Annotated in this window: 15 protein-coding genes and 1 pseudogene; 7 read left to right on the top strand and 9 right to left on the bottom strand. The window is 70.6% G+C overall.

All coding sequences use genetic code 11. The features are described 5' to 3' along the window. The first annotated feature begins 102 nt into the window (after positions 1 to 102). The 3 genes from FBY22_RS14585 (at position 103) to FBY22_RS44150 (ending at position 3,011) form a co-directional block, all read left to right on the top strand. The gene (locus FBY22_RS14585; RefSeq protein WP_142145772.1) at positions 103 to 1,629 is read left to right on the top strand and encodes an APC family permease; all 1,527 of its coding nucleotides are present in this window, start codon (positions 103 to 105) and stop codon (positions 1,627 to 1,629) included. Positions 1,630 to 1,799: 170 nt separating this feature from the next. Next, on the top strand, positions 1,800 to 2,714 hold the full coding sequence (locus tag FBY22_RS14590) for an SGNH/GDSL hydrolase family protein (protein ID WP_142145774.1): 915 nt from the start codon (positions 1,800 to 1,802) through the stop codon (positions 2,712 to 2,714). Between the two features lie 120 nt (positions 2,715 to 2,834). Beyond that, positions 2,835 to 3,011, top strand: coding sequence for a hypothetical protein (locus FBY22_RS44150; protein ID WP_174267145.1), 177 nt, complete (start codon positions 2,835 to 2,837; stop codon positions 3,009 to 3,011). A gap of 23 nt (positions 3,012 to 3,034) precedes the next feature. Here FBY22_RS44150 and FBY22_RS14595 read toward each other — a convergent pair whose 3' ends face one another. After that, the gene (locus FBY22_RS14595) at positions 3,035 to 3,466 is read right to left on the bottom strand and encodes a MarR family winged helix-turn-helix transcriptional regulator (RefSeq protein ID WP_142145776.1); all 432 of its coding nucleotides are present in this window, start codon (positions 3,464 to 3,466) and stop codon (positions 3,035 to 3,037) included. A gap of 147 nt (positions 3,467 to 3,613) precedes the next feature. Here FBY22_RS14595 and FBY22_RS14600 point away from each other — a divergent pair, with 147 nt between their 5' ends. From FBY22_RS14600 to gap, 3 genes are all read left to right on the top strand, one after another. Further along, complete coding sequence (locus tag FBY22_RS14600) at positions 3,614 to 5,023, top strand: DHA2 family efflux MFS transporter permease subunit (protein ID WP_142147631.1); 1,410 nt, start codon at positions 3,614 to 3,616, stop codon at positions 5,021 to 5,023. A gap of 80 nt (positions 5,024 to 5,103) precedes the next feature. After that, positions 5,104 to 6,060: a GlxA family transcriptional regulator gene (locus FBY22_RS14605; RefSeq protein WP_142145778.1), complete on the top strand. Its 957-nt coding sequence runs from the start codon at positions 5,104 to 5,106 to the stop codon at positions 6,058 to 6,060. Positions 6,061 to 6,183: 123 nt separating this feature from the next. Further along, the gene (gene gap, locus FBY22_RS14610; protein ID WP_142145779.1) at positions 6,184 to 7,182 is read left to right on the top strand and encodes a type I glyceraldehyde-3-phosphate dehydrogenase; all 999 of its coding nucleotides are present in this window, start codon (positions 6,184 to 6,186) and stop codon (positions 7,180 to 7,182) included. 132 nt (positions 7,183 to 7,314) lie between these two features. Here gap and FBY22_RS14615 read toward each other — a convergent pair whose 3' ends face one another. The 4 genes from FBY22_RS14615 to FBY22_RS14630 form a co-directional block, all read right to left on the bottom strand. After that, entirely contained in the window at positions 7,315 to 7,743 is a 429-nt protein-coding gene (locus FBY22_RS14615) for a pyridoxamine 5'-phosphate oxidase family protein (RefSeq protein WP_142145781.1), read from the bottom strand. Positions 7,744 to 7,788: 45 nt separating this feature from the next. Further along, complete coding sequence (locus tag FBY22_RS14620) at positions 7,789 to 8,355, bottom strand: hypothetical protein (RefSeq protein WP_174267146.1); 567 nt, start codon at positions 8,353 to 8,355, stop codon at positions 7,789 to 7,791. A 223-nt stretch (positions 8,356 to 8,578) separates the two neighbouring features. Continuing rightward, positions 8,579 to 9,793, bottom strand: a complete 1,215-nt coding sequence (locus FBY22_RS14625; RefSeq protein WP_174267147.1) for a carbohydrate-binding protein — start codon at positions 9,791 to 9,793, stop codon at positions 8,579 to 8,581. A 123-nt stretch (positions 9,794 to 9,916) separates the two neighbouring features. Then, complete coding sequence (locus FBY22_RS14630; RefSeq protein WP_142145785.1) at positions 9,917 to 10,216, bottom strand: hypothetical protein; 300 nt, start codon at positions 10,214 to 10,216, stop codon at positions 9,917 to 9,919. Between FBY22_RS14630 and FBY22_RS14635 the strand changes: the two genes are divergently transcribed. Continuing rightward, positions 10,215 to 10,514: a hypothetical protein gene (locus FBY22_RS14635; RefSeq protein WP_174267148.1), complete on the top strand. Its 300-nt coding sequence runs from the start codon at positions 10,215 to 10,217 to the stop codon at positions 10,512 to 10,514. The genes FBY22_RS14630 and FBY22_RS14635 overlap by 2 nt on opposite strands. An 80-nt stretch (positions 10,515 to 10,594) precedes the next feature. On the opposite strand, the gene FBY22_RS14640 is transcribed toward FBY22_RS14635, so the two are convergent. The 4 genes and pseudogenes from FBY22_RS14640 to FBY22_RS14655 all read right to left on the bottom strand — a co-directional run bounded on the left by FBY22_RS14640 (position 10,595) and on the right by FBY22_RS14655 (position 17,139). Beyond that, positions 10,595 to 12,343 (bottom strand): cellulase family glycosylhydrolase, encoded by a 1,749-nt coding sequence (locus tag FBY22_RS14640; RefSeq protein WP_142145787.1) that lies wholly within the window; start codon positions 12,341 to 12,343, stop codon positions 10,595 to 10,597. Between the two features lie 84 nt (positions 12,344 to 12,427). Beyond that, entirely contained in the window at positions 12,428 to 13,936 is a 1,509-nt protein-coding gene (locus FBY22_RS14645) for a glycoside hydrolase family 43 protein (protein ID WP_142145789.1), read from the bottom strand. Between the two features lie 239 nt (positions 13,937 to 14,175). Next, the gene (locus tag FBY22_RS14650; protein WP_142145791.1) at positions 14,176 to 14,949 is read right to left on the bottom strand and encodes an NPP1 family protein; all 774 of its coding nucleotides are present in this window, start codon (positions 14,947 to 14,949) and stop codon (positions 14,176 to 14,178) included. Positions 14,950 to 14,957: 8 nt separating this feature from the next. Then, positions 14,958 to 17,139: pseudogene (locus FBY22_RS14655) on the bottom strand (RICIN domain-containing protein). Positions 17,140 to 17,143 lie beyond the last annotated feature (4 nt).

A 17,143-nucleotide genomic window follows, 5' to 3' on the forward strand; every position in this document is an offset into this window, starting at 1 on the left:
CGAAGCGATGGTCAAAACTTGTACAGCTGCGCTTGTGCCGTGGTGTGGCGCCACGGATCATTGGCCGAATCTCGCCCCGGCACAAGCACACAGGAGCGTCCGGTGACCGCTGGCCCCATAGCCCCCGAATCAGCCGGCACGCCGGCAGCCGCGCAGACCGAGCGCCAGAAGCTGCGCAAGCATTTCGGCCGCTTCGACATCCTCTTCTTCCTGCTGTGCACGATCGTCGGCGTCGACACCATCGGCACGGTGGCCGCTTCCGGGGCCGAGGCCTTCACCTGGCTGATCGTCCTGGCCGCCGTGTTCTTCGTGCCCTCCGCGCTGCTGACCGCCGAACTCGGCGCCGCCTTCCCCGACGAGGGCGGCCCCTACATCTGGACCAGCCGGGCCTTCGGCCGCCTGGCCGGCGCCGTCAACAACTTCCTCTACTGGATCACCAACCCGGTCTGGCTCGGCGGCACCCTGTCCGTCTCGGCCGTCACCGCCTACACGACCTTCTTCAACGGCGGCAAGGACCTGAGCACCCCGGCCTTCTACGCCTTCACCCTCGTCTTCGTGTGGGTCGGCGTGCTCGCCGCGATCCTCTCCTTCGACATCGGCAAGTGGATCCCCACCATCGGCGCCTGGAGCCGCTTCCTGCTGCTCGGCCTGTTCACCGTCACCGTCGTGATCTACGGCGCCCAGCACGGCCTGCACGGGTTCGGCCTCGGCGACTTCGCGCCGTCGTACGCGGGCTTCGTCGCCTTGGTCCCCGTCCTGATGTTCAACTACGTCGGCTTCGAACTGCCCAACACCGCCGGCGACGAGATGACCGACGCCCAGAAGGACGTCCCCTTCGCGATCTTCCGCAGCGCCGGCCTCGCCATCGCTCTCTACGCCCTGCCGATCCTCGGCATCCTGCTCGTCCTGCCAGTGAAGGCCATCACGGGTCTCGGCGGGTTCATCGACGCGATCCGCCAGGTCTTCACCGTCTACGGCGGTCATGTCGCCGCCGACGGCACCGCCACCCTCAGCGGAGCCGGCAGCCTGCTCGGCGACCTCGCCGCGGTCATGTTCATCCTCACGGTGCTGTCCTCCGGCGTCACCTGGGTCATGGGCTCCGACCGGGCCCTGGCCGTCTCCGGCTACGACGGCGCCGCCTCGCGCTTCCTCGGCGTCATCTCCAGCCGGTTCGGCACCCCGGTCCGCGTCAACATCCTCAGCGGCCTGGTCTCCACCCTCGTGCTGATCCTGGCCCACGAGCTGACCCACGGCAGCGCCGCGAAGCTCTTCGGCGCCGTCCTCGGCCTCGCGGTCTCCACCACCCTCGTCAGCTACCTGGGCATCTTCCCGGCGCTCGCGGTACTGCGCCGCAAGGTCCCGGACGTGCACCGCCCCTACCGGGCGCCCTTCCCGCTCGCGATCAGCGTGGTGCTCACCGCACTCGTGCTGTTCGCCACCGTGCAGCTGGTCGCCCCCGGCGCCGGCGACCACTGGTTCGGCTCCGCCTACGCGCCGGACGGCTGGACGCACGGCGAGCGCGTGCGGTACCTGCTCACCGAGGTCGTCCCGCTCGCCGCGTTCATGCTCTTCGGCGTGCTGTTCTGGGCCCTGGGCAAACCGACCCGCGACGCCGCCAACTCCCGCTAGATCGACGGGCTTCCGCCAACTCCTCCTCGCCTCACCGGCCGCCCCCGGAAATTGGTTGTTGTACGGCTCTGGCCCGTATGCGCTACTCGCGGGTATACAGGCGCAGTTGAACCGGTGACGGCCGTACGGGGGCCATGCCCGTCGTGACGGCTCCGAGGAGGAGGCTCTCCATGAAGAGTGACACGCAGTCGGCCGTCGCGCCGCGAAGACGCCGACGGACGAGGGCGGCCGCGGCGGCGGTCAGCGGCTGTGCCATGGTCCTGGCCGCGGGTACGCCGGCGGTGGCGCACGGCTCACCCGGCGGTCACGAGCGGCAGTACGTGGCCCTGGGAGACTCCTACACCTCGGGACCGCTCATCCCGACCCAGGTGGACGCGAACTGCGCCCGCTCCGACCACAACTACCCCTCCCTGGTGGCGGCGCAGCGCAGGGCGACCGTACTCGAGGACGTGAGCTGCGCCGGAGCGACCACCGAGGAGATGTGGAAGCCTCAGGGGACCAACCCGCCCCAACTCGACGCCCTCGACCGGGACACCGACCTGGTGACGGTCCAGATAGGCGGCAACGACGTCGGGTTCGGCTCCATCATCGCCACCTGCGCCCAGCTCGCCCCGCAGGACCTCGCGGGCAACCCGTGCCAGACCCACTACACGGCCTCCGGCATCGACGAGCTGGCCCTGGCCGTCCTGCGAACGGCACCCAAGGTCACCCAGGTACTGCGGGCCGTCCACCACCGGGCGCCGCACGCGCGCGTGGTCGTCGTCGGATACCCCGACCTCCTGCCCGACGACGGCAGCGGCTGCTACCCCTCGGTGCCCTTCGCCGCCAAGGACTTCCCCTACCTGCGCGACACCGAGAAACGCCTCAACCTGATGCTCCGTCTGACGGCCGCGCTCAACCGCGCGGAATACGTGGACACCTACGGGCCCACTCGCGGTCACGACATGTGCAAGGCGCCTGCCGACCGCTGGATCGAGCCGCTGCGGCCGGCCTCACCGGCGGCCCCCGCCCACCCCAACGCCAAGGGCGAGGCCGCCATGGCGCAGGCGGTCCTCGACCGGCTGGAGAGCGGGCGGGGCCACTGAGAGACCGCGACCACGGCCGCGTCCGTCGCCGAGGCGTCCGCCCCGTGTGCACGGCCGAGTTTGGGGGCATCCGGACCTCACATCCCGCGGGGGACCCCACCGGTCGAAAGGACGCACATCATGCTGGCCATCGTCTCGGCGATCCTGTTCTTCATCGCCTTCCTCATCAACGCCGCGGACATCTCGACGAACGACACGTTCACGTCCACCAACGTGATGCTGCTGGGCCTCACCGCGCTCGCCCTGCACCTGGCGGGCGTGGGCAGCGGCTGGAACGTGCGGGGCCGCAGAGGCTGACCCGTGGTGCGGAGGGGCCGTCGTCAGGAGGTGGCGCTGCGGATGCGCGCCAGCAGGGCACGCATCCGCTCGCGGTCCTCGTCGTCGAGCCCCGCAGTCGCCTCCGCGAGGGCGAGGCGGTCGACCTCCTCGGCCTCGCGGTGGCACCGCAGGCCCTCGTCGGTCAGACGCAGCAGGAACGCGCGGCGGTCGTGCGGGTGGCGTAGGCGCTCGACGAGACCGTCGCGCTCCAGCGTGTCGACGATGCTGGTCGTGGTCCGCGCCGCCACGCCCGTCATCTCGCTCAAGTCCCGCATCCGCAACGGCTGTTCCGCGCGGGCGAGCATTCGCATGGTGCGCAGGCGGGCGACCGAGGCCCCGCCGGTCCGCAGCCGCGCCTCCACGAAGTTGCGCAACTGGTGGGTCGTCTCGTAGAGCTCGTCGATCAGGATGTCGCTGCTGCCCTGTACTGCCATGCCGCTCCCCGTTCCATGCTCCACCGGAAAACCCAATTCTATGAGCACTCACATAGTGAGTATGCTCAGCATGTGCTGTCGTTCCCCCGCCGATTCCGCCCTTCCGCCCTGTCCCTCCGTCTGGACCAGCGTCTCGTCGTCCCCGTGATGTGCGTCAGCGTGACGTTCATCGCGATCGTCGACGGAGCGATCACCACGGTGGCGCTTCCCTCCATCGCCCGCCAGTTCGGGCTCACCACGGCCGCCCTGGACGGCGTCGTCGTGGTCTACCCGGTCTGTCTGGCCATGGCGATCCCGGCCTCCGCCTGGCTGGTCGAACGCTTCGGCGCCAAACACGTCCTGCTCACCGCGCTCACCGCGTTCCTCGGCTCCTCACTGCTGTGCGGTGCGGCCGCCGGACTCTCCCAGCTCGTCGCCGCCCGCGCCGTCCAGGGCCTCTCCGCCGGCGTGCTCTTCCCCGCCTCGGCCGCCCTGCTCTACTCCACGTTCAGCTCCGCCGAGCAAGTACGCATAGCCCGCTACATGATCGTCCCGCAGCAGATGGCCCCGGCGGCCGCTCCCGTCCTCGGCGGTCTGCTGGTGGACCACCTGTCCTGGCGCTGGGTGTTCTACGTCAACCTCCCGGTGGGACTGCCCGCCGTGCTGTTCGGGGCGCTGTGCCTCGGCGCGCACCGCGGCCACCGGCCGCCCCGCTTCGACCTGCCCGGCCTGCTGCTGAGCGCCGCGGCGCTCGGGACCACGATGTTCGGCGTCTGCGAGGGCCCCAACCGCGGCTGGTCCTCCACCGTCGTGGTCACGGCCGTGGTCTCCGGCGCGGTCCTGCTCGTGGCCGCCGCCGTCCACCAACTGCGCACCCGCACACCCCTGCTGAAGCTGCGCCTGTTCGCGAACCGGCTGTTCCGGGACACCAACCTGATCAACCTCGTCGGTCTGGTCCCGATCCTCGGCGCCATGTTCCTCGGCCCGCTCTTCCTCCAGGAGGCACAGGGCCGCACCGCCCTGGAGTCCGGCACCAGCACCTTCCCCGAGGCCTTCGGCGTCCTGCTCACCGTCCAGGTCGCCGGCATCCTCTACGCCCGGGTCGGGCCCCGCGTCATCGTCGGCTGCGGCCTCACCGGCGTCACCCTGGTGCTGCTGCTGTTCGCCACCTGCGACGAGCACACCGGCCTGTGGACCTTCCGCGCCTACATGTTCCTCCTCGGCATCGCCATGGGCGGGGTCTTCATGCCCACCACGGTCGCCTCGCTCGCCACCGTCGACCGGCGCGACCTGGCACAGGCCTCCACGCTCAACACCGTCGTACGACAGACCGGAGGCGCCCTCGCCCCGGCCATGGTGACCACGGCCCTGGTCCTGAACACCCCCGCGGCCGCCGCCGCGCACCCACCGGTCAGCGCCTACCAGCAGGCCTACCTGGTGCTGGCCGCCATCGCGGCGGTGACCGCCGTCTTCGCCTTCACCATGCCGGACGGCCCGGCCCGCGCGGCCGCGGGCGGCACCACCACCGTCTCGAGGCGGTCGGTGCCCGCGCGGTCCCGCGGAGCACGCACCCGCTGACACCGATCCGCCCGGGAGCGTCGACACGGCCCGTACGGCCTCGTACGGGCCGGACGCCGTGCGCTGCGTATCGTGGCCGCGTGTCAGCCTCCCGTCTGCGTCGTGTCGCCGTCCTCGTGCTCGAAGGAGCCAAGCCGCTGGACGTCGGTATCCCGGCGCAGGTGTTCACGACGCGCGCGAGCATGCCCTACGAGGTGCGGCTGTGCGGCGCCGCGCCAGGCCTGGTCACCGGAGGCGACGGGCTGTCGTACCACGTCGCCCACGGCCTGGAGGCGCTGGAGTGGGCGGACATCGTCTTCGTGCCCGGCTACCGCTTCCCGGACCGCGAGGACCCGCCGCGGACCGTCGTCGAGGCGCTGCGCGCAGCCCACGCCCGGGGTGCCAGGCTGGCCGCGATCTCCACGGGTGCCTTCGCCCTCGCGGCCACGGGCCTGCTCGACGGTCGGCGGGCCACCACCCACTGGCACTACACCCGCGCGCTGCTGGCCAGGCATCCGCTCGTCCGGGTCGACGAGAACGTCCTGTTCGTGGACGAGGGCAGCGTGCTGACCTCGGCCGGTGCGGCCTCCGGCATCGACCTGTGCCTGCACATCCTGCGCGGCGACCTCGGAGTCGCCGCGTCCAACCACGCCGCCCGCCGCCTGGTCGCGGCCCCCTACCGCAGCGGCGGTCAGGCCCAGTACGTGCCGCGCAGTGTGCCCGAACCGCTGGGGGAGCGGTTCGCCGCCACCCGGGAGTGGGCGCTGCACCATCTCGACGAGCCGCTCACCCTGGAGACACTGGCACGGCAGGCGGCGGTCTCGCCGCGCACGTTCTCGCGCCGCTTCGTGGAGGAGACCGGGTACACGCCCATGCAGTGGGTGATGCGGGCCCGTATCGACATGGCCCGCGCACTGCTGGAGCGTTCCGAGCGCAGCGTCGAGCAGATCGCCGCCGACGTCGGCCTGGGCACCGGCGCGAACCTGCGGCTGCACTTCCACCGCATCCTGGGCACGACACCCACCGAATACCGGCGCACCTTCGCCCAGGGCGAGTAACCCGCCCCGCGCTGCGCCCCGTCCCCGCGCCTTGGCGCGATCCTTTTGAACCATGGCGATCGCGCCACTGTCCGCGGTCGGCACGGCGAGCGACTCTGGTGGCGAACGAAAGGGACACAGCTGATGACTCGCATCGCCATCAACGGATTCGGCCGCATCGGACGCAATGTGCTGCGCGCGCTGCTGGAGCGCGACAGCGGCCTGGAGGTCGTCGCCGTCAACGACCTCACGGAACCCGCCTCGCTGGCGCGGCTGCTCGCCTACGACTCGACGGCCGGCCGGCTCGGCCGCCCCGTGACGGTCGACGGGAACGCCCTCGTCGTCGACGGCCGTCGCATCACGGTGCTCGCCGAACGCGAGCCGGCCGACCTGCCTTGGGCCGAACTGGGCGTGGACATCGTGCTGGAGGCCACCGGCCGGTTCACCTCGGCCAAGGCCGCGCGCGCTCACCTGGACGCGGGCGCGAAGAAGGTCCTCGTGAGCGCCCCGTCGGACGGCGCCGACGTCACGCTCGCGTACGGGGTCAACACCGACGCCTACGACCCGGCCGTGCACACGATCGTCTCCAACGCCTCCTGCACGACCAACGCGCTGGCACCGCTGGCGGCGGTGCTCGACGAACTCGCCGGCATCGAGCACGGTTTCATGACGACCGTGCACGCCTACACGCAGGAGCAGAACCTGCAGGACGGCCCGCACCGCGACCCGCGCCGGGCCCGGGCGGCCGGGGTCAACATCGTGCCGACCACCACGGGCGCCGCGAAGGCGATCGGGCTCGTGCTGCCGGGCCTGGACGGCAAGCTGTCGGGCGACTCGATCCGCGTGCCCGTTCCGGTGGGCTCGATCGTCGAGCTCAACACCACGGTCGCGCGCGAGGTGACACGCGAGGACGTGCTGGCCGCGTACCGCACCGCGGCCGAGGGCCCGCTCGCCGGCATCCTCGAGTACTCCGAGGACCCGCTCGTCTCCTCCGACATCACGGGCAACCCGGCGTCGTCGATCTTCGACTCGGCGCTCACCCGGGTCGACGGCCGTCATGTGAAGGTCGTCGCCTGGTACGACAACGAGTGGGGCTTCTCCAACCGTGTGATCGACACCCTCGGACTCCTGGCCGCCGGCTGACACGGAGTCGTTTCCGCCCCGGCGGCCCGGGACGCGCCCGCGTCCCGGGCCGCCGCGGCGCTCGGGCGACCCGCTCGCGCGGGACACGCGCGCCCGGCGAACCGGGCCGCGTCGTTCAAGGCCGACCGTGGCTCAGCCGACCGCGCCGAGATCGGCGGCCAGCCAGTGCTCCGGCCGCATGCGGACCACGACGTGATCGGCCAGTTCCGCCTCCGCCCACGTCGCGAAGGTGTCGAGGGCCTCTCCGGACAGATACCGGCCGGCCATCTCCCGGTGCAGCGCGCCGCTTCCCTCCGCCACTTCGGCGACCGGCCCCTCGACCGACACGTACCGGGTGGTCGGCGAGGTGCGCTGGACCAGCAGGCTGAAGCGGCCCGCCGCCCTGATCAGCCGCATCTTCCGGGAGTTCGCGCCGGTGAGGATCCAGGGCAGCCCGCCCGGCTCGTACGCGTACCAGATCGGGACCAGCAGCGGTCCGCGGTCGTCGCCGGCCGCGACGCCCAGGGCGGCGACATGCGGCTCGGCCAGAAAGCCTTCACGTTCCTCGCGTGACAGTGCCATACGCCGACTCTAGGCGCGGCCACTGACAACGGACGCGGCGACGGCTCACGACCCGGGTGGTGAGAACAGTTCGCCGAAGTACGTGCCCTGTGCCCAGCGCCTGAGGGCGGAGCCGTCGAGCAGACGGGTGTTGCCCTGGCGCCGTGCCCACTGGACGTCCCGCGCCCGGAAGCTGCCCCGGTGCACGATCAGCCGGAGGGGTTTCTCCGCGGTCCCGCGATGACGGTGCGGATGCGGCGGATCCTCGTCGGGCAGGGGTTCGGCCACCGGGCGGAACGCCACCTCCAGTTGACGGCCGCCGCGGTCCTGGGCGCATAAGCGGGGCCGGTCCGGGGCCGGCAGCAGACGCACCCGCCACCCGTCCCTGCGCAGCATGCGCGCGACGGCCAACGCCAGCCCCTGGGTGTCGAGTTCGAGAAGCTCGTCCGGCGTGTAGTACCCCAGTCGGCGCCGCATACCCGGGCGCCGGCGCCGTACCGCCACCGTGGTGACCAGGAGCAGGAGGACGACACCGGCGAGGGGCACGCCGGCTCCGGCGGCGCGGTAGCCCGCGGCGAGCGCGGCCGCCAGCGCGCACACCGCCACGACGGCCACCGCGAGAGCGGGAAGCACATCGCGGAATGTCGGCCCGGACGTGCTGGATCGGCGCGTCACAGTGCCAGCCCCCTCAACACCGCCTGCTTGCAACCGTGTTGAAGAGATACCCAGCGGGGGACCGGTTGTTCGATCCCGTGGAGCCATTCGGCCACACGCGCGGGCGCACGGAAGCACGGCAGGGGGACGGAAAGGCCCGCGCTCCCCCTCGGGGGCGCGGGCCGCGGGACCGTGAGGGCCGTCAGCAGGCGCCTTCGTCCTGCCACGGACCCCAGTCGGTGGTGGTCGGCGTCTCGTTCTGCGTCCACCACTTGGCCTTCCAGTCGTGGTGGTTGTACGAGGCCTCGTCACCGGCGGTGTAGACGGCGGTGGGACTCCAGGCGGTCTTGCACCCCGTCGGCGTCGGAGTGGGGGTGGGCGTCGGAGTGGGGGTGGTGGACGGCGGGGTGGCACCCGCGAACCGGACCGAGTACTTCGCGAAATCCCAGGAGTTCTGGGCCACGCTGGAGCAGGTGCCCGAGGTCCGCCCGCCGTTGTCGACCGGCGTGCACTGGCGGTCGCGGTTGAGGGACCAGAAGGTGAACCGGTCCATGTTGTGAGCGGTGGCGTAGTCCAGGACGGTCTGGAAGTCGGTCTGGGAGAAGATCTCGCCGGTGTCGCTGCGCCCGTTCATGCCGGAGAAGCCCTCGTGGGCGTAGGCCGTGGCCTGGTCCCAGCCGAACGTCGACTGGAGGATGGCGTTGAAGTTGGTCAGCGCGCTGGTCTGCGAGGCCGCTCCGTTGAAGCCGCCGTCGAACGGCATGATGGAGAAGTTGTTGGGCGTGAAGCCCTGCGACTTGGCCTCCAGCAGCATCTGCTTGCCGAACCAGCCCGTGCCGTCGGCCGTGCCGGCCGTGGTGACGGAGACGTACAGGCCTGGGTTGTTCCGCTGGAGGATCTTGGCTGCCCCGATCTCGTTCTTGATCGCCGCCGTGTTCTCGTACTCCGGCTCCTCCAGGTCGAAGTCGATGGCATGCAGACCGTACTTGGTGATGACCTGCTGGTACGCGGCGGCGGTGGCCGCCGCGTCCGCGCACGTCTGCCCGAGCTTGGTGCCGCCGTAACCACCGACGGAGATCGACACGTCGCCGCCCTTGCCGCGGACGGTGTCGATGACGGACTGCACGGCGGTGTCGGAGGAGACCGGGGCGGTGCCGCCCCAGGTGGGGGAGCAGCCACCGCCGTTGGGGGCGAGTACGAAGGCGAGCTGGAAGGCCTTGAGGCCGGTCGCGTCCATGATGGCGGCCGGGTCCAGCGGGTCGTTGTCAAGGGGCATCAGATAGGGGGCGGCCGCGTACCAGCGGTTGCTGAGTGCGGTGGTCGCGCCCGAGGCGTTGCCCGCCACGAGCGTCGTGGCTCCTGCGGTGGTCAGCCCGACGGCAGCGGCTGCGCCGAGACATGCGCGAAGACGTCTCACGGTGTGCCTCCGGTGGGGTGGGGGAAGAGCCCAAGCTTCGTGCCGCCGCACGGTCCACGTCCATGCTTCGGTCTAGACCAAACCCCATTTTGGTCTAGACCATACGAGCTCTTTGCGTACCCCTCACGCCCGCTCGACGGGCACGCCCGCGCGAAGTGCCCTGGGAATCTCGGCGACCTCGTCCACGACGTCGAGCAGCCGGTCCAGGTCCGCGGCCGAGGCCGCCGAGTCCAGCCTCACCGAGTAACCGACGCCGGTCGACGTCCAGTTGTCGCCCCCAGCTCGTGCCGAGGCGCGCAGGCCCGTGTGCCGGGCGTGAGGGGACGTGGGTCGGTCGCCGCGCACCCCGGTGCGCTCTACGTCGGCGGCGCCCTCGGGCGGGACGATGCCTGGGCTCGCAACACGACGAGAGGGGTGGGGCATGGCTGTGGTGCTGTCGATGAGGTGGGCCGGGGTCACACCGGAGCAGTACGACCTGGTGCGGGACGCGGTGGGCTGGGAGGAGGCCGCGCCGACCGGCGCCGAGCTGCATGTCGCCTGGTTCGACGCGGCGGGGCTGCATGTGGTGGACGTGTGGGAGTCGGAGCAGGCCTTCCAGGCCTTCTTCGCCGAACGGCTCGCCTCGGCGGTCGAGAAGGCGGGCATCGTGGGCGAACCCGAGAGCGAGTTCGCCCCGCTGCACAGGCGTTTCGTCGCTCCGGGAGTGACCGGCGCCGCCTGAGTCCTCGTGCGCTCGCTCCGGGGCTGGACCGTCGCCCGCCCCGGAGCGAGCGAAAGCATCGGGTGCGGCCGGGGCGGTCGTCAGGCGACGGTGCCCGTCACCGAACCGCCGGACCTCGTCACGTGGTACATGACGGTGGCTCCGCTCCAGAAATGGAACGTGAGTGTCGTCTGAGCGCCGTCGCGCAAGGCGTTGAGGTAGTCGGCGGTCAGGGTGATGGCGTTGCCGGAGTGGTCGGGCGAGAAGGCCACGTTGAACTCCTGGTACGGAGTCCAGCTGGTATTGCCGGCGTTGCTGCCGTCGGCGTACGTGGACTCCATGGTCGCCAGCAGGTCGCCGCGGAACTGGGTGGGGACGGTGAGGCCGCCGGTGGTGCCGTTCGCGTTCGACAGCATCGGTTTGTCGTACGTGGTCACGTAGATCTTCCAGGGCAGGCCGGCCGAGAACCGGGCCTCGATGGTCGCATTGGTCCCGTAGGCCCTGTTGCCGGCCAGCCGGGTCAGGGCGGAGGCCGTCAGCGTGAGCCGGTCACCGGACACGGTGTAGTCCCTGCCCTGGGCGAGTTTCGTGCCGCCCTGCCAAAGCCCCTTGAAGGCCAGCCCGTTGGGGTTCAGGGGCAGTGTCTGGGCCGTGATCGCGTCCGACTTCGACAGGAACACCCGGTCCGAGGAGGCGGTGCCCGAGCGGGTGGTCCAGGCCGACTTGATCTGGTTGATCAGGTCGGGGTCGCGCCACTGCAGTGTGCTGCGGTTCAGGAAGTTGAAGGCGTCCCACAGGGCCGTGGTCACTCCGGTGGTGCGCGCCTCGTGTCCGAGCATCTCGAAGTACTTGAGTCCCTCGCCCTGTTCGACGCGCGGGGGGTGGTTGTAGTCGGGGTAGCTGAGCAGGCCGTACTCACCCATGTAGACCGGGATCCCTTTGGCGATCAGGGTGTTGCCGATCGCGGTGAAGGTGTCGGTCATGTCCTTCTGCGAGGTGGCGTCGAACCGCGTGCCGCCGGCGATGTTGACGCTGAAGGGATACCAGCCGTAGTAGTGCACGGTGGCCACGAGGTTGGGGTCGCTCAGCGAGCCGATCTCGGTGACCAGTGGGTCCATGCGTTCCTGGGAGGGCGTGGAGCCGAGGCTGGGCAGCATCAGCAGGCGGCTCGCGTTGTTGCCGCCGGACTGGCGCACCACGGTGTGGAACGTGGTGTTGAGTTCGTCGAGGTACTGGTTGCCCTGGGTGTCGGTGGTGTTGTTGAACTGCGGTTCGTTGATGCTCTCGAACAGCAGGGCCTGCGGCGAGTCCCTGAACTCGGCGGCGATCTGGGTCCAGGTGGCCTTGAAGCGGGTCAGGACGTTGTCGTGGTCGGTCGGCATCGAGGAGATCCACTGCCACGAGTCGTGGTGGACGTTGATCACCACGTAGAGACCGTCGGCCAGGGCCCAGTCGACGACCTGCCTGACACGGCTCAGCCAGGTCGCGTCGATCGTGTAGGGGGCGGTGGAGGACTGGTGGCCGCTCCAGGTGACGGGGAGGCGGACACTGCGGAAGCCCTGGGCCTTGATGGTGTCGAACAGCGCTTTCGTGGCCGGCGGATTGCCCCAGGAGGTCTCGTCCGGGATGGCGTCCAGGGTGTTGCCGAGGTTCCAGCTGGGCTGCATCGCCGCGACGATGCTCTTCGGGCTGAGCACCCGTGTGGTGGCCGCCGCGGAGGTGCCCGGGCGGCCAGGTGCGGCGAGCGCGGGGGTGCCGGTCAGCGCGATGGCGGCGACCAGTGTCAGGAGCAGAGCGAGCACACGGCCCGGTCCGTGTCTGCGCTGACCGGGGTGTTGCGTTCCCTTCATCTGCGACCTTTCTCGTTGACCGAGCGGAGGTCCGCCCGTGGGGGGATGGTGAGGACAGGGGGCGAGTAAGGGGATGGGCCGGTTTCAGGGGGTGAGGGGCTCGTAGTCGAACCAGTCGAAGTGGACGGTGCCGGACGCGGCGTACATGCCGATGACCCGGCCGGTGAAGCCGCCGGCCACCTCGGTCGACAGGTAGCGCCCGTCGAGGGTGCCGAGTTCGGTGAACGTGCCGTCCGGCTCCTCGACGCCGAGCGTGAGCAGGTCCGGGCCGGTGCGGGCATCCCGCTGGGGGGCGCCGGAGACACGGACGCGCAGGACCACGGGCCCGGCGGGCACCGCCCGGGACGCCACGACCGCGCGCAGCGGGCCGATGCGGGTGAGCAGTCGCACCTCTCCCTCGGACGCCTCGATCTCGTAGTGGTGGTCCTCGTCCAGCCGGACCGCGAGCCCGCCGCGCCCCTGTGCCGTATCGATCAGGGTGCGCGCCTCGCAGGTCAGGTGCTGCTGCCGGCGGCCGACGAAGACGACGGCGGGCTCGTCGAGGGAGCCGCCCCGGGCGCGCAGGGTGAGCCAGCCGGACCGCTCCTTGACCGTGCAGTGCTCTGCCGGACGGTCCCGGAGCGAGATCCACAGCGGCCGCAGCTCGCCGAGGTCGAAGTCGTCCCGGACGGGCTCCACCGGAGCGGGCACGAGCGGCCACGGGGGCGCGGGCAGGCCGAGTGCCACCTCGCCGACGACCGGCCAGCCGTCCGCCCAGGTCACCGGTGCCAGGAAGGTCTCGCGGCCCAGGACGTGCCAGCCGGGGGTGCCGCCGCCGGGGCGCACCCCGAGCAGCACCATCCACCAGGAGCCGTCGGGTGCCTGGACCAGGTCCGCGTGCCCGGTGTTCTGCACGGGGTGGTCGGTGCCGCGATGGGTGAGGACCGGGTTGGCCGGGCAGGGCTCGAACGGGCCCTCGGGCGTGCGCGCGCGGGCGATGGAGACACCGTGGCAGCGCTCGGTACCGCCCTCGGCGATGAGCAGGTACCACCAGTCGCCGATCCGGTACAGGTGCGGCGCCTCCGGGGCCTTGGCGCCGGGCATGCCGGACCAGAGCCTGCGCGAGGGGCCGGACGTGTCCCCGGTCGTGGGGTCGAGGCGGATCTGTGAGACTCCGGCGACCGTGCACCAGCACGTTCCGTCCTCGTCCCAGGCCAGGTCCGGGTCGATGCCTTGAACACCGGGCAGCAGAACCGGGTCGGACCACGGGCCCGCCGGGTCGGTGGCCGTGACCAGCAGATTGCCGTCGGCGCTGACGTTGGTGACGATCAGCCAGAACCGGCCGTCGTGGTGGCGCAGGGTGGGTGCGTAGATCCCGCCCGACGAGGGCGAGTCCAGGGGCAGGCGCAACTGGCCCGGTCGGTCGAGGGCGTTGCCGACCTGCGTCCAGTGCACCAGGTCCCGGCTGTGGAAGACGGGCACGCCGGGGAAGTACTCGAAGCTCGAGCACGCCAGGTAGTAGTCCTCGCCGACCCGGCAGATGCTGGGATCGGGGTGGAAACCGGGGATCACGGGGTTGGACACAAGGGCGCGCGCCTGCTGCGTGTCTGACACTCGGTCGATTCCGTTCTGGATCGTCGAAGCGCTTCATCTGCCCGCGAACGGTAATGACATGCTTCCGACGAAACAAGAGCCGAAGCGCCGCGAAACTTTCTCTCGCACCCTGAATTGACAGGCCCTGGAGGGCCGGTGAGGCTGTCGAAGCGCTTCAACACATTGGGAAGAAGGTCCCTGGTGCCGGACACAAAGGACCGCCGGTCCATGGAGGACCGGCGGTCGTTTCGAGCGAGGTGTCAGGCGTTGGGGTCGAACGGGATGCCGGACGGCATGGAGTGGGCGAGCGCGTAAGGGAAGTCGCCATCCTTGATCTTGATGGTGGCGGCGCCGAAGTCGGCGCTCAGCAACTTGTCGCGGTAGCCGGCGGGATAGCCGTTCCAGCCCACCAGACGCGGGTAGAACCAGCCGCCGGTGACGTTCTCCGGCGGGTCGTCGTTGCCTCCTGCGAAGCGGAGGTCGTGGGTGGACACACCGTCCTTGTGGTAGACGATCTTCGGGTGGGTGCCGTCGAAGCGGACGGACGAGGCGGCGGCCACCTGATAGCCGCTGTGCTGCGACACCGACACGTACCGCACCTGGTTGTCGTTGATCCACACCACCACGTGCTCCCAGTCATGGGTGTGCCCGATGGCCGCGGGGCCCAGGGTGGCCTGGTCCTTCTCGAAGTAGCTGGCGTACATCACCGCACACCAGCCGTTGTTGCACTTCTCGCGCGAGTACGTGTTGGCGTTGGCGAGCTGGGCGTAGTCGTGGCAGTGGCCGTTGACGTCGCCGCCGAGCTTCAGGCCGGGGTTGATGGTGCCGTCCGCGCCGATGGCGGCAGTGGCGTAGCAGCCGTCGTCGTCGTAGTCGTAGGCGGGGGAGAAGGTCTGCTCCAGGCCGTCGGCGTTCTGCGGCAGCAGCGTGAGCACGTTGGCGTTCGCCTGGGCGGGGAGGGCGACGACCAGGGCCAGGGCGCCGAGGACGGCGGCCAGTGCGGACCTCCCCGACCGGGAGAAGGGATGACGCACGTCAACTCCTACGGGTAGCTGGTCAGGTTGGCCACATGTGCCGGAGTTGGACGGTCCTCCGGTGTTGTTGACGACGTGGCTGATGGTGCCGGTGCCGCCGAGGGAGACGGTCACCATGCTGGTGAAGCGGACCCCGGAGGTGTTCGGTGCCTCGATGGCGTGGGCGGCGACCACGGAGGGGTTGACGTTGAAGTAGCAGTAGCTGCCGAGGCCGTAGGCCTGGTGGCTGGTGACGGAGGCGGCGACCTTGTAGGCGGCGTAGCCCTGCGTCGAGCCGTTCATCCAGGCGGACTGGTTGGGCGGGTCGTACGGCATCTCGTTCTGGAAGAAGTACGTGCGGCCGCCGTTGCCGTTCCAGATCGTCTGGTACTTCTGGAAGTGCTCCACGAACAGGCCGTACATGGTGACGTCGTCACCGTTGACGATCAGTCCGGTGTCCGCGGTGTTGCTGGTCCAGCCGACACCGCTGCCGTGGTCGGCGCGCCAGATCCACATGTGGTCGCCGATGACGTTGTCGCTGTTGACGATCAGGCTGGTGGTGGCCCTGCCGACGCCCGCGCCGCCGACGCGGAAGTAGACGTCGTGCAGGGAGGTCGGGTCGGCCGCGTGGGAGGCGGCGGAGCCGGCGGGCCCGACCTCCAGCAGGGAGGGCGAGTTGGTGGTGCCCGCGTCGAACAGCAGGCCCGCGATCTTCACGCCGTCGACGTCGGCGACCTTCATCGCGGTGACGCCGTTGTCGGGGACCAGGGTGGCCAGGCCCAGGCCGAGGACGACCGTGCCGGCCCGATTGACCCGCAGGGTCTGGTCGAGGTGGTACACGCCGGGGGTGAACAGGAGGTTCTTGCCCGCCGAGAGCGCGGAGTTGATCTGGGAGGCGGTGGCGCCCGGCTTGACGACGTAGAAGGTGTCCAGCGAGAGGGAGGTGCCCGAGGGGCTGCCGCTCGCCCAGCTGGTGCCGGCGGAGTTGGACCGCACGGACGGGACGAACACCTGGTAGGCGCCGCTCCCGTCGACGTACAGGAAGGGCTTCTCGCGCGTCACCGGGCTCTGCGCGACCGTCGTGTACGGCGGGCTGGGGAAGGTGGTCGAGGGGACACCCGTGCTGCCGGTGAAGACCATGTTCCAGTTGGAGCCGGTCCAGCTGCCGAGCTGGGAGTTGCGGGTCAGCCACTGCTGCTGGCTGCCCGAGTTGACCTGGCCGTCGATCTTGCTGTCGGCGAGCAGGCCGCCGCTGGACCAGCCGCCGTCGTCGAGGGCGAGGCCCCCGCGCAGGTGCATCCGGCGGTACGGCGCCGCCTGCGAGACCGCCCAACGGTCGCTGCCGCCGCTCGGGTTGACCGACAGGTTCTCCGCGCCGCGCCAGAAGTTCTGGGTGGCGTTGCCCTGGAACCAGTCGGCCTCGGCGTGCACCGCACCGTTGACGGTCACCGCGTCGGGGGAGAGGCCGAGCCCCAGCACCTGGGTGTAGAAGCCGACATTGACGTCGGCGTCGTAGGAGCCGGGCTTGAACAGCACGGCGTGGCGCTGGGAGCCGAACTGGTTGGTCTCCTGCTGCTGGAAGACCGAGTTGAGTCTGCTCTGGATCGTCGAGGACGACATCGACGGGTCGAAGACGAGGACGTTCGGGCCGAGGTCGGGGTTGGCGGCCGACTGGTCGACGGGGACGACCTGGAAGCGCTGGGCGGCGGTGCCGTTGCAGGTGTACTGCACGAACTGCACACCGTCGGCGGTCGAGGCGCCGGGGTCGTCCAGGCACTTGCCGCTGTTGCGGTTGACGAAGTGGTAGGCGCCGCCCCCTTCGCTCACCGGGAGCCACTGCTGGTTGGCGCCGCCGCCGTAACTCCACAGGTGCACCTGGGCGTTGTCGGCGGTGGAGACGTCGGCGACGTCCACGACCTGGCCGGTGTCGTTGGCGTTGTCGATCCGGACGTAGCCGCTGTCGGTGGCGGTGAAGCTCCACCGCTGGGCGTTGGTGTTGTTGCAGCCGTACTGCTGGACGACGGTGCCGTTGGCGGTGGCGGCCGCCTTGGCGTCCAGGCAGCGGCCGCTCGCCGCGTTCATGACGGTGGCGAAGCCGGTGGGCAGGGCGGCGGCGGCCGCCTGTGCGGGGGCCGTGCCGAGGAGGGACGCGGCCGTCACGGCGACGACCGCGGCGGCGAGGGATCTGCCGCGGCGAGGTAGGGAAGGCATGGGG

The sequence above is a fragment of the Streptomyces sp. SLBN-31 genome (assembly GCF_006715395.1).
GTDB lineage: Bacteria > Actinomycetota > Actinomycetes > Streptomycetales > Streptomycetaceae > Streptomyces.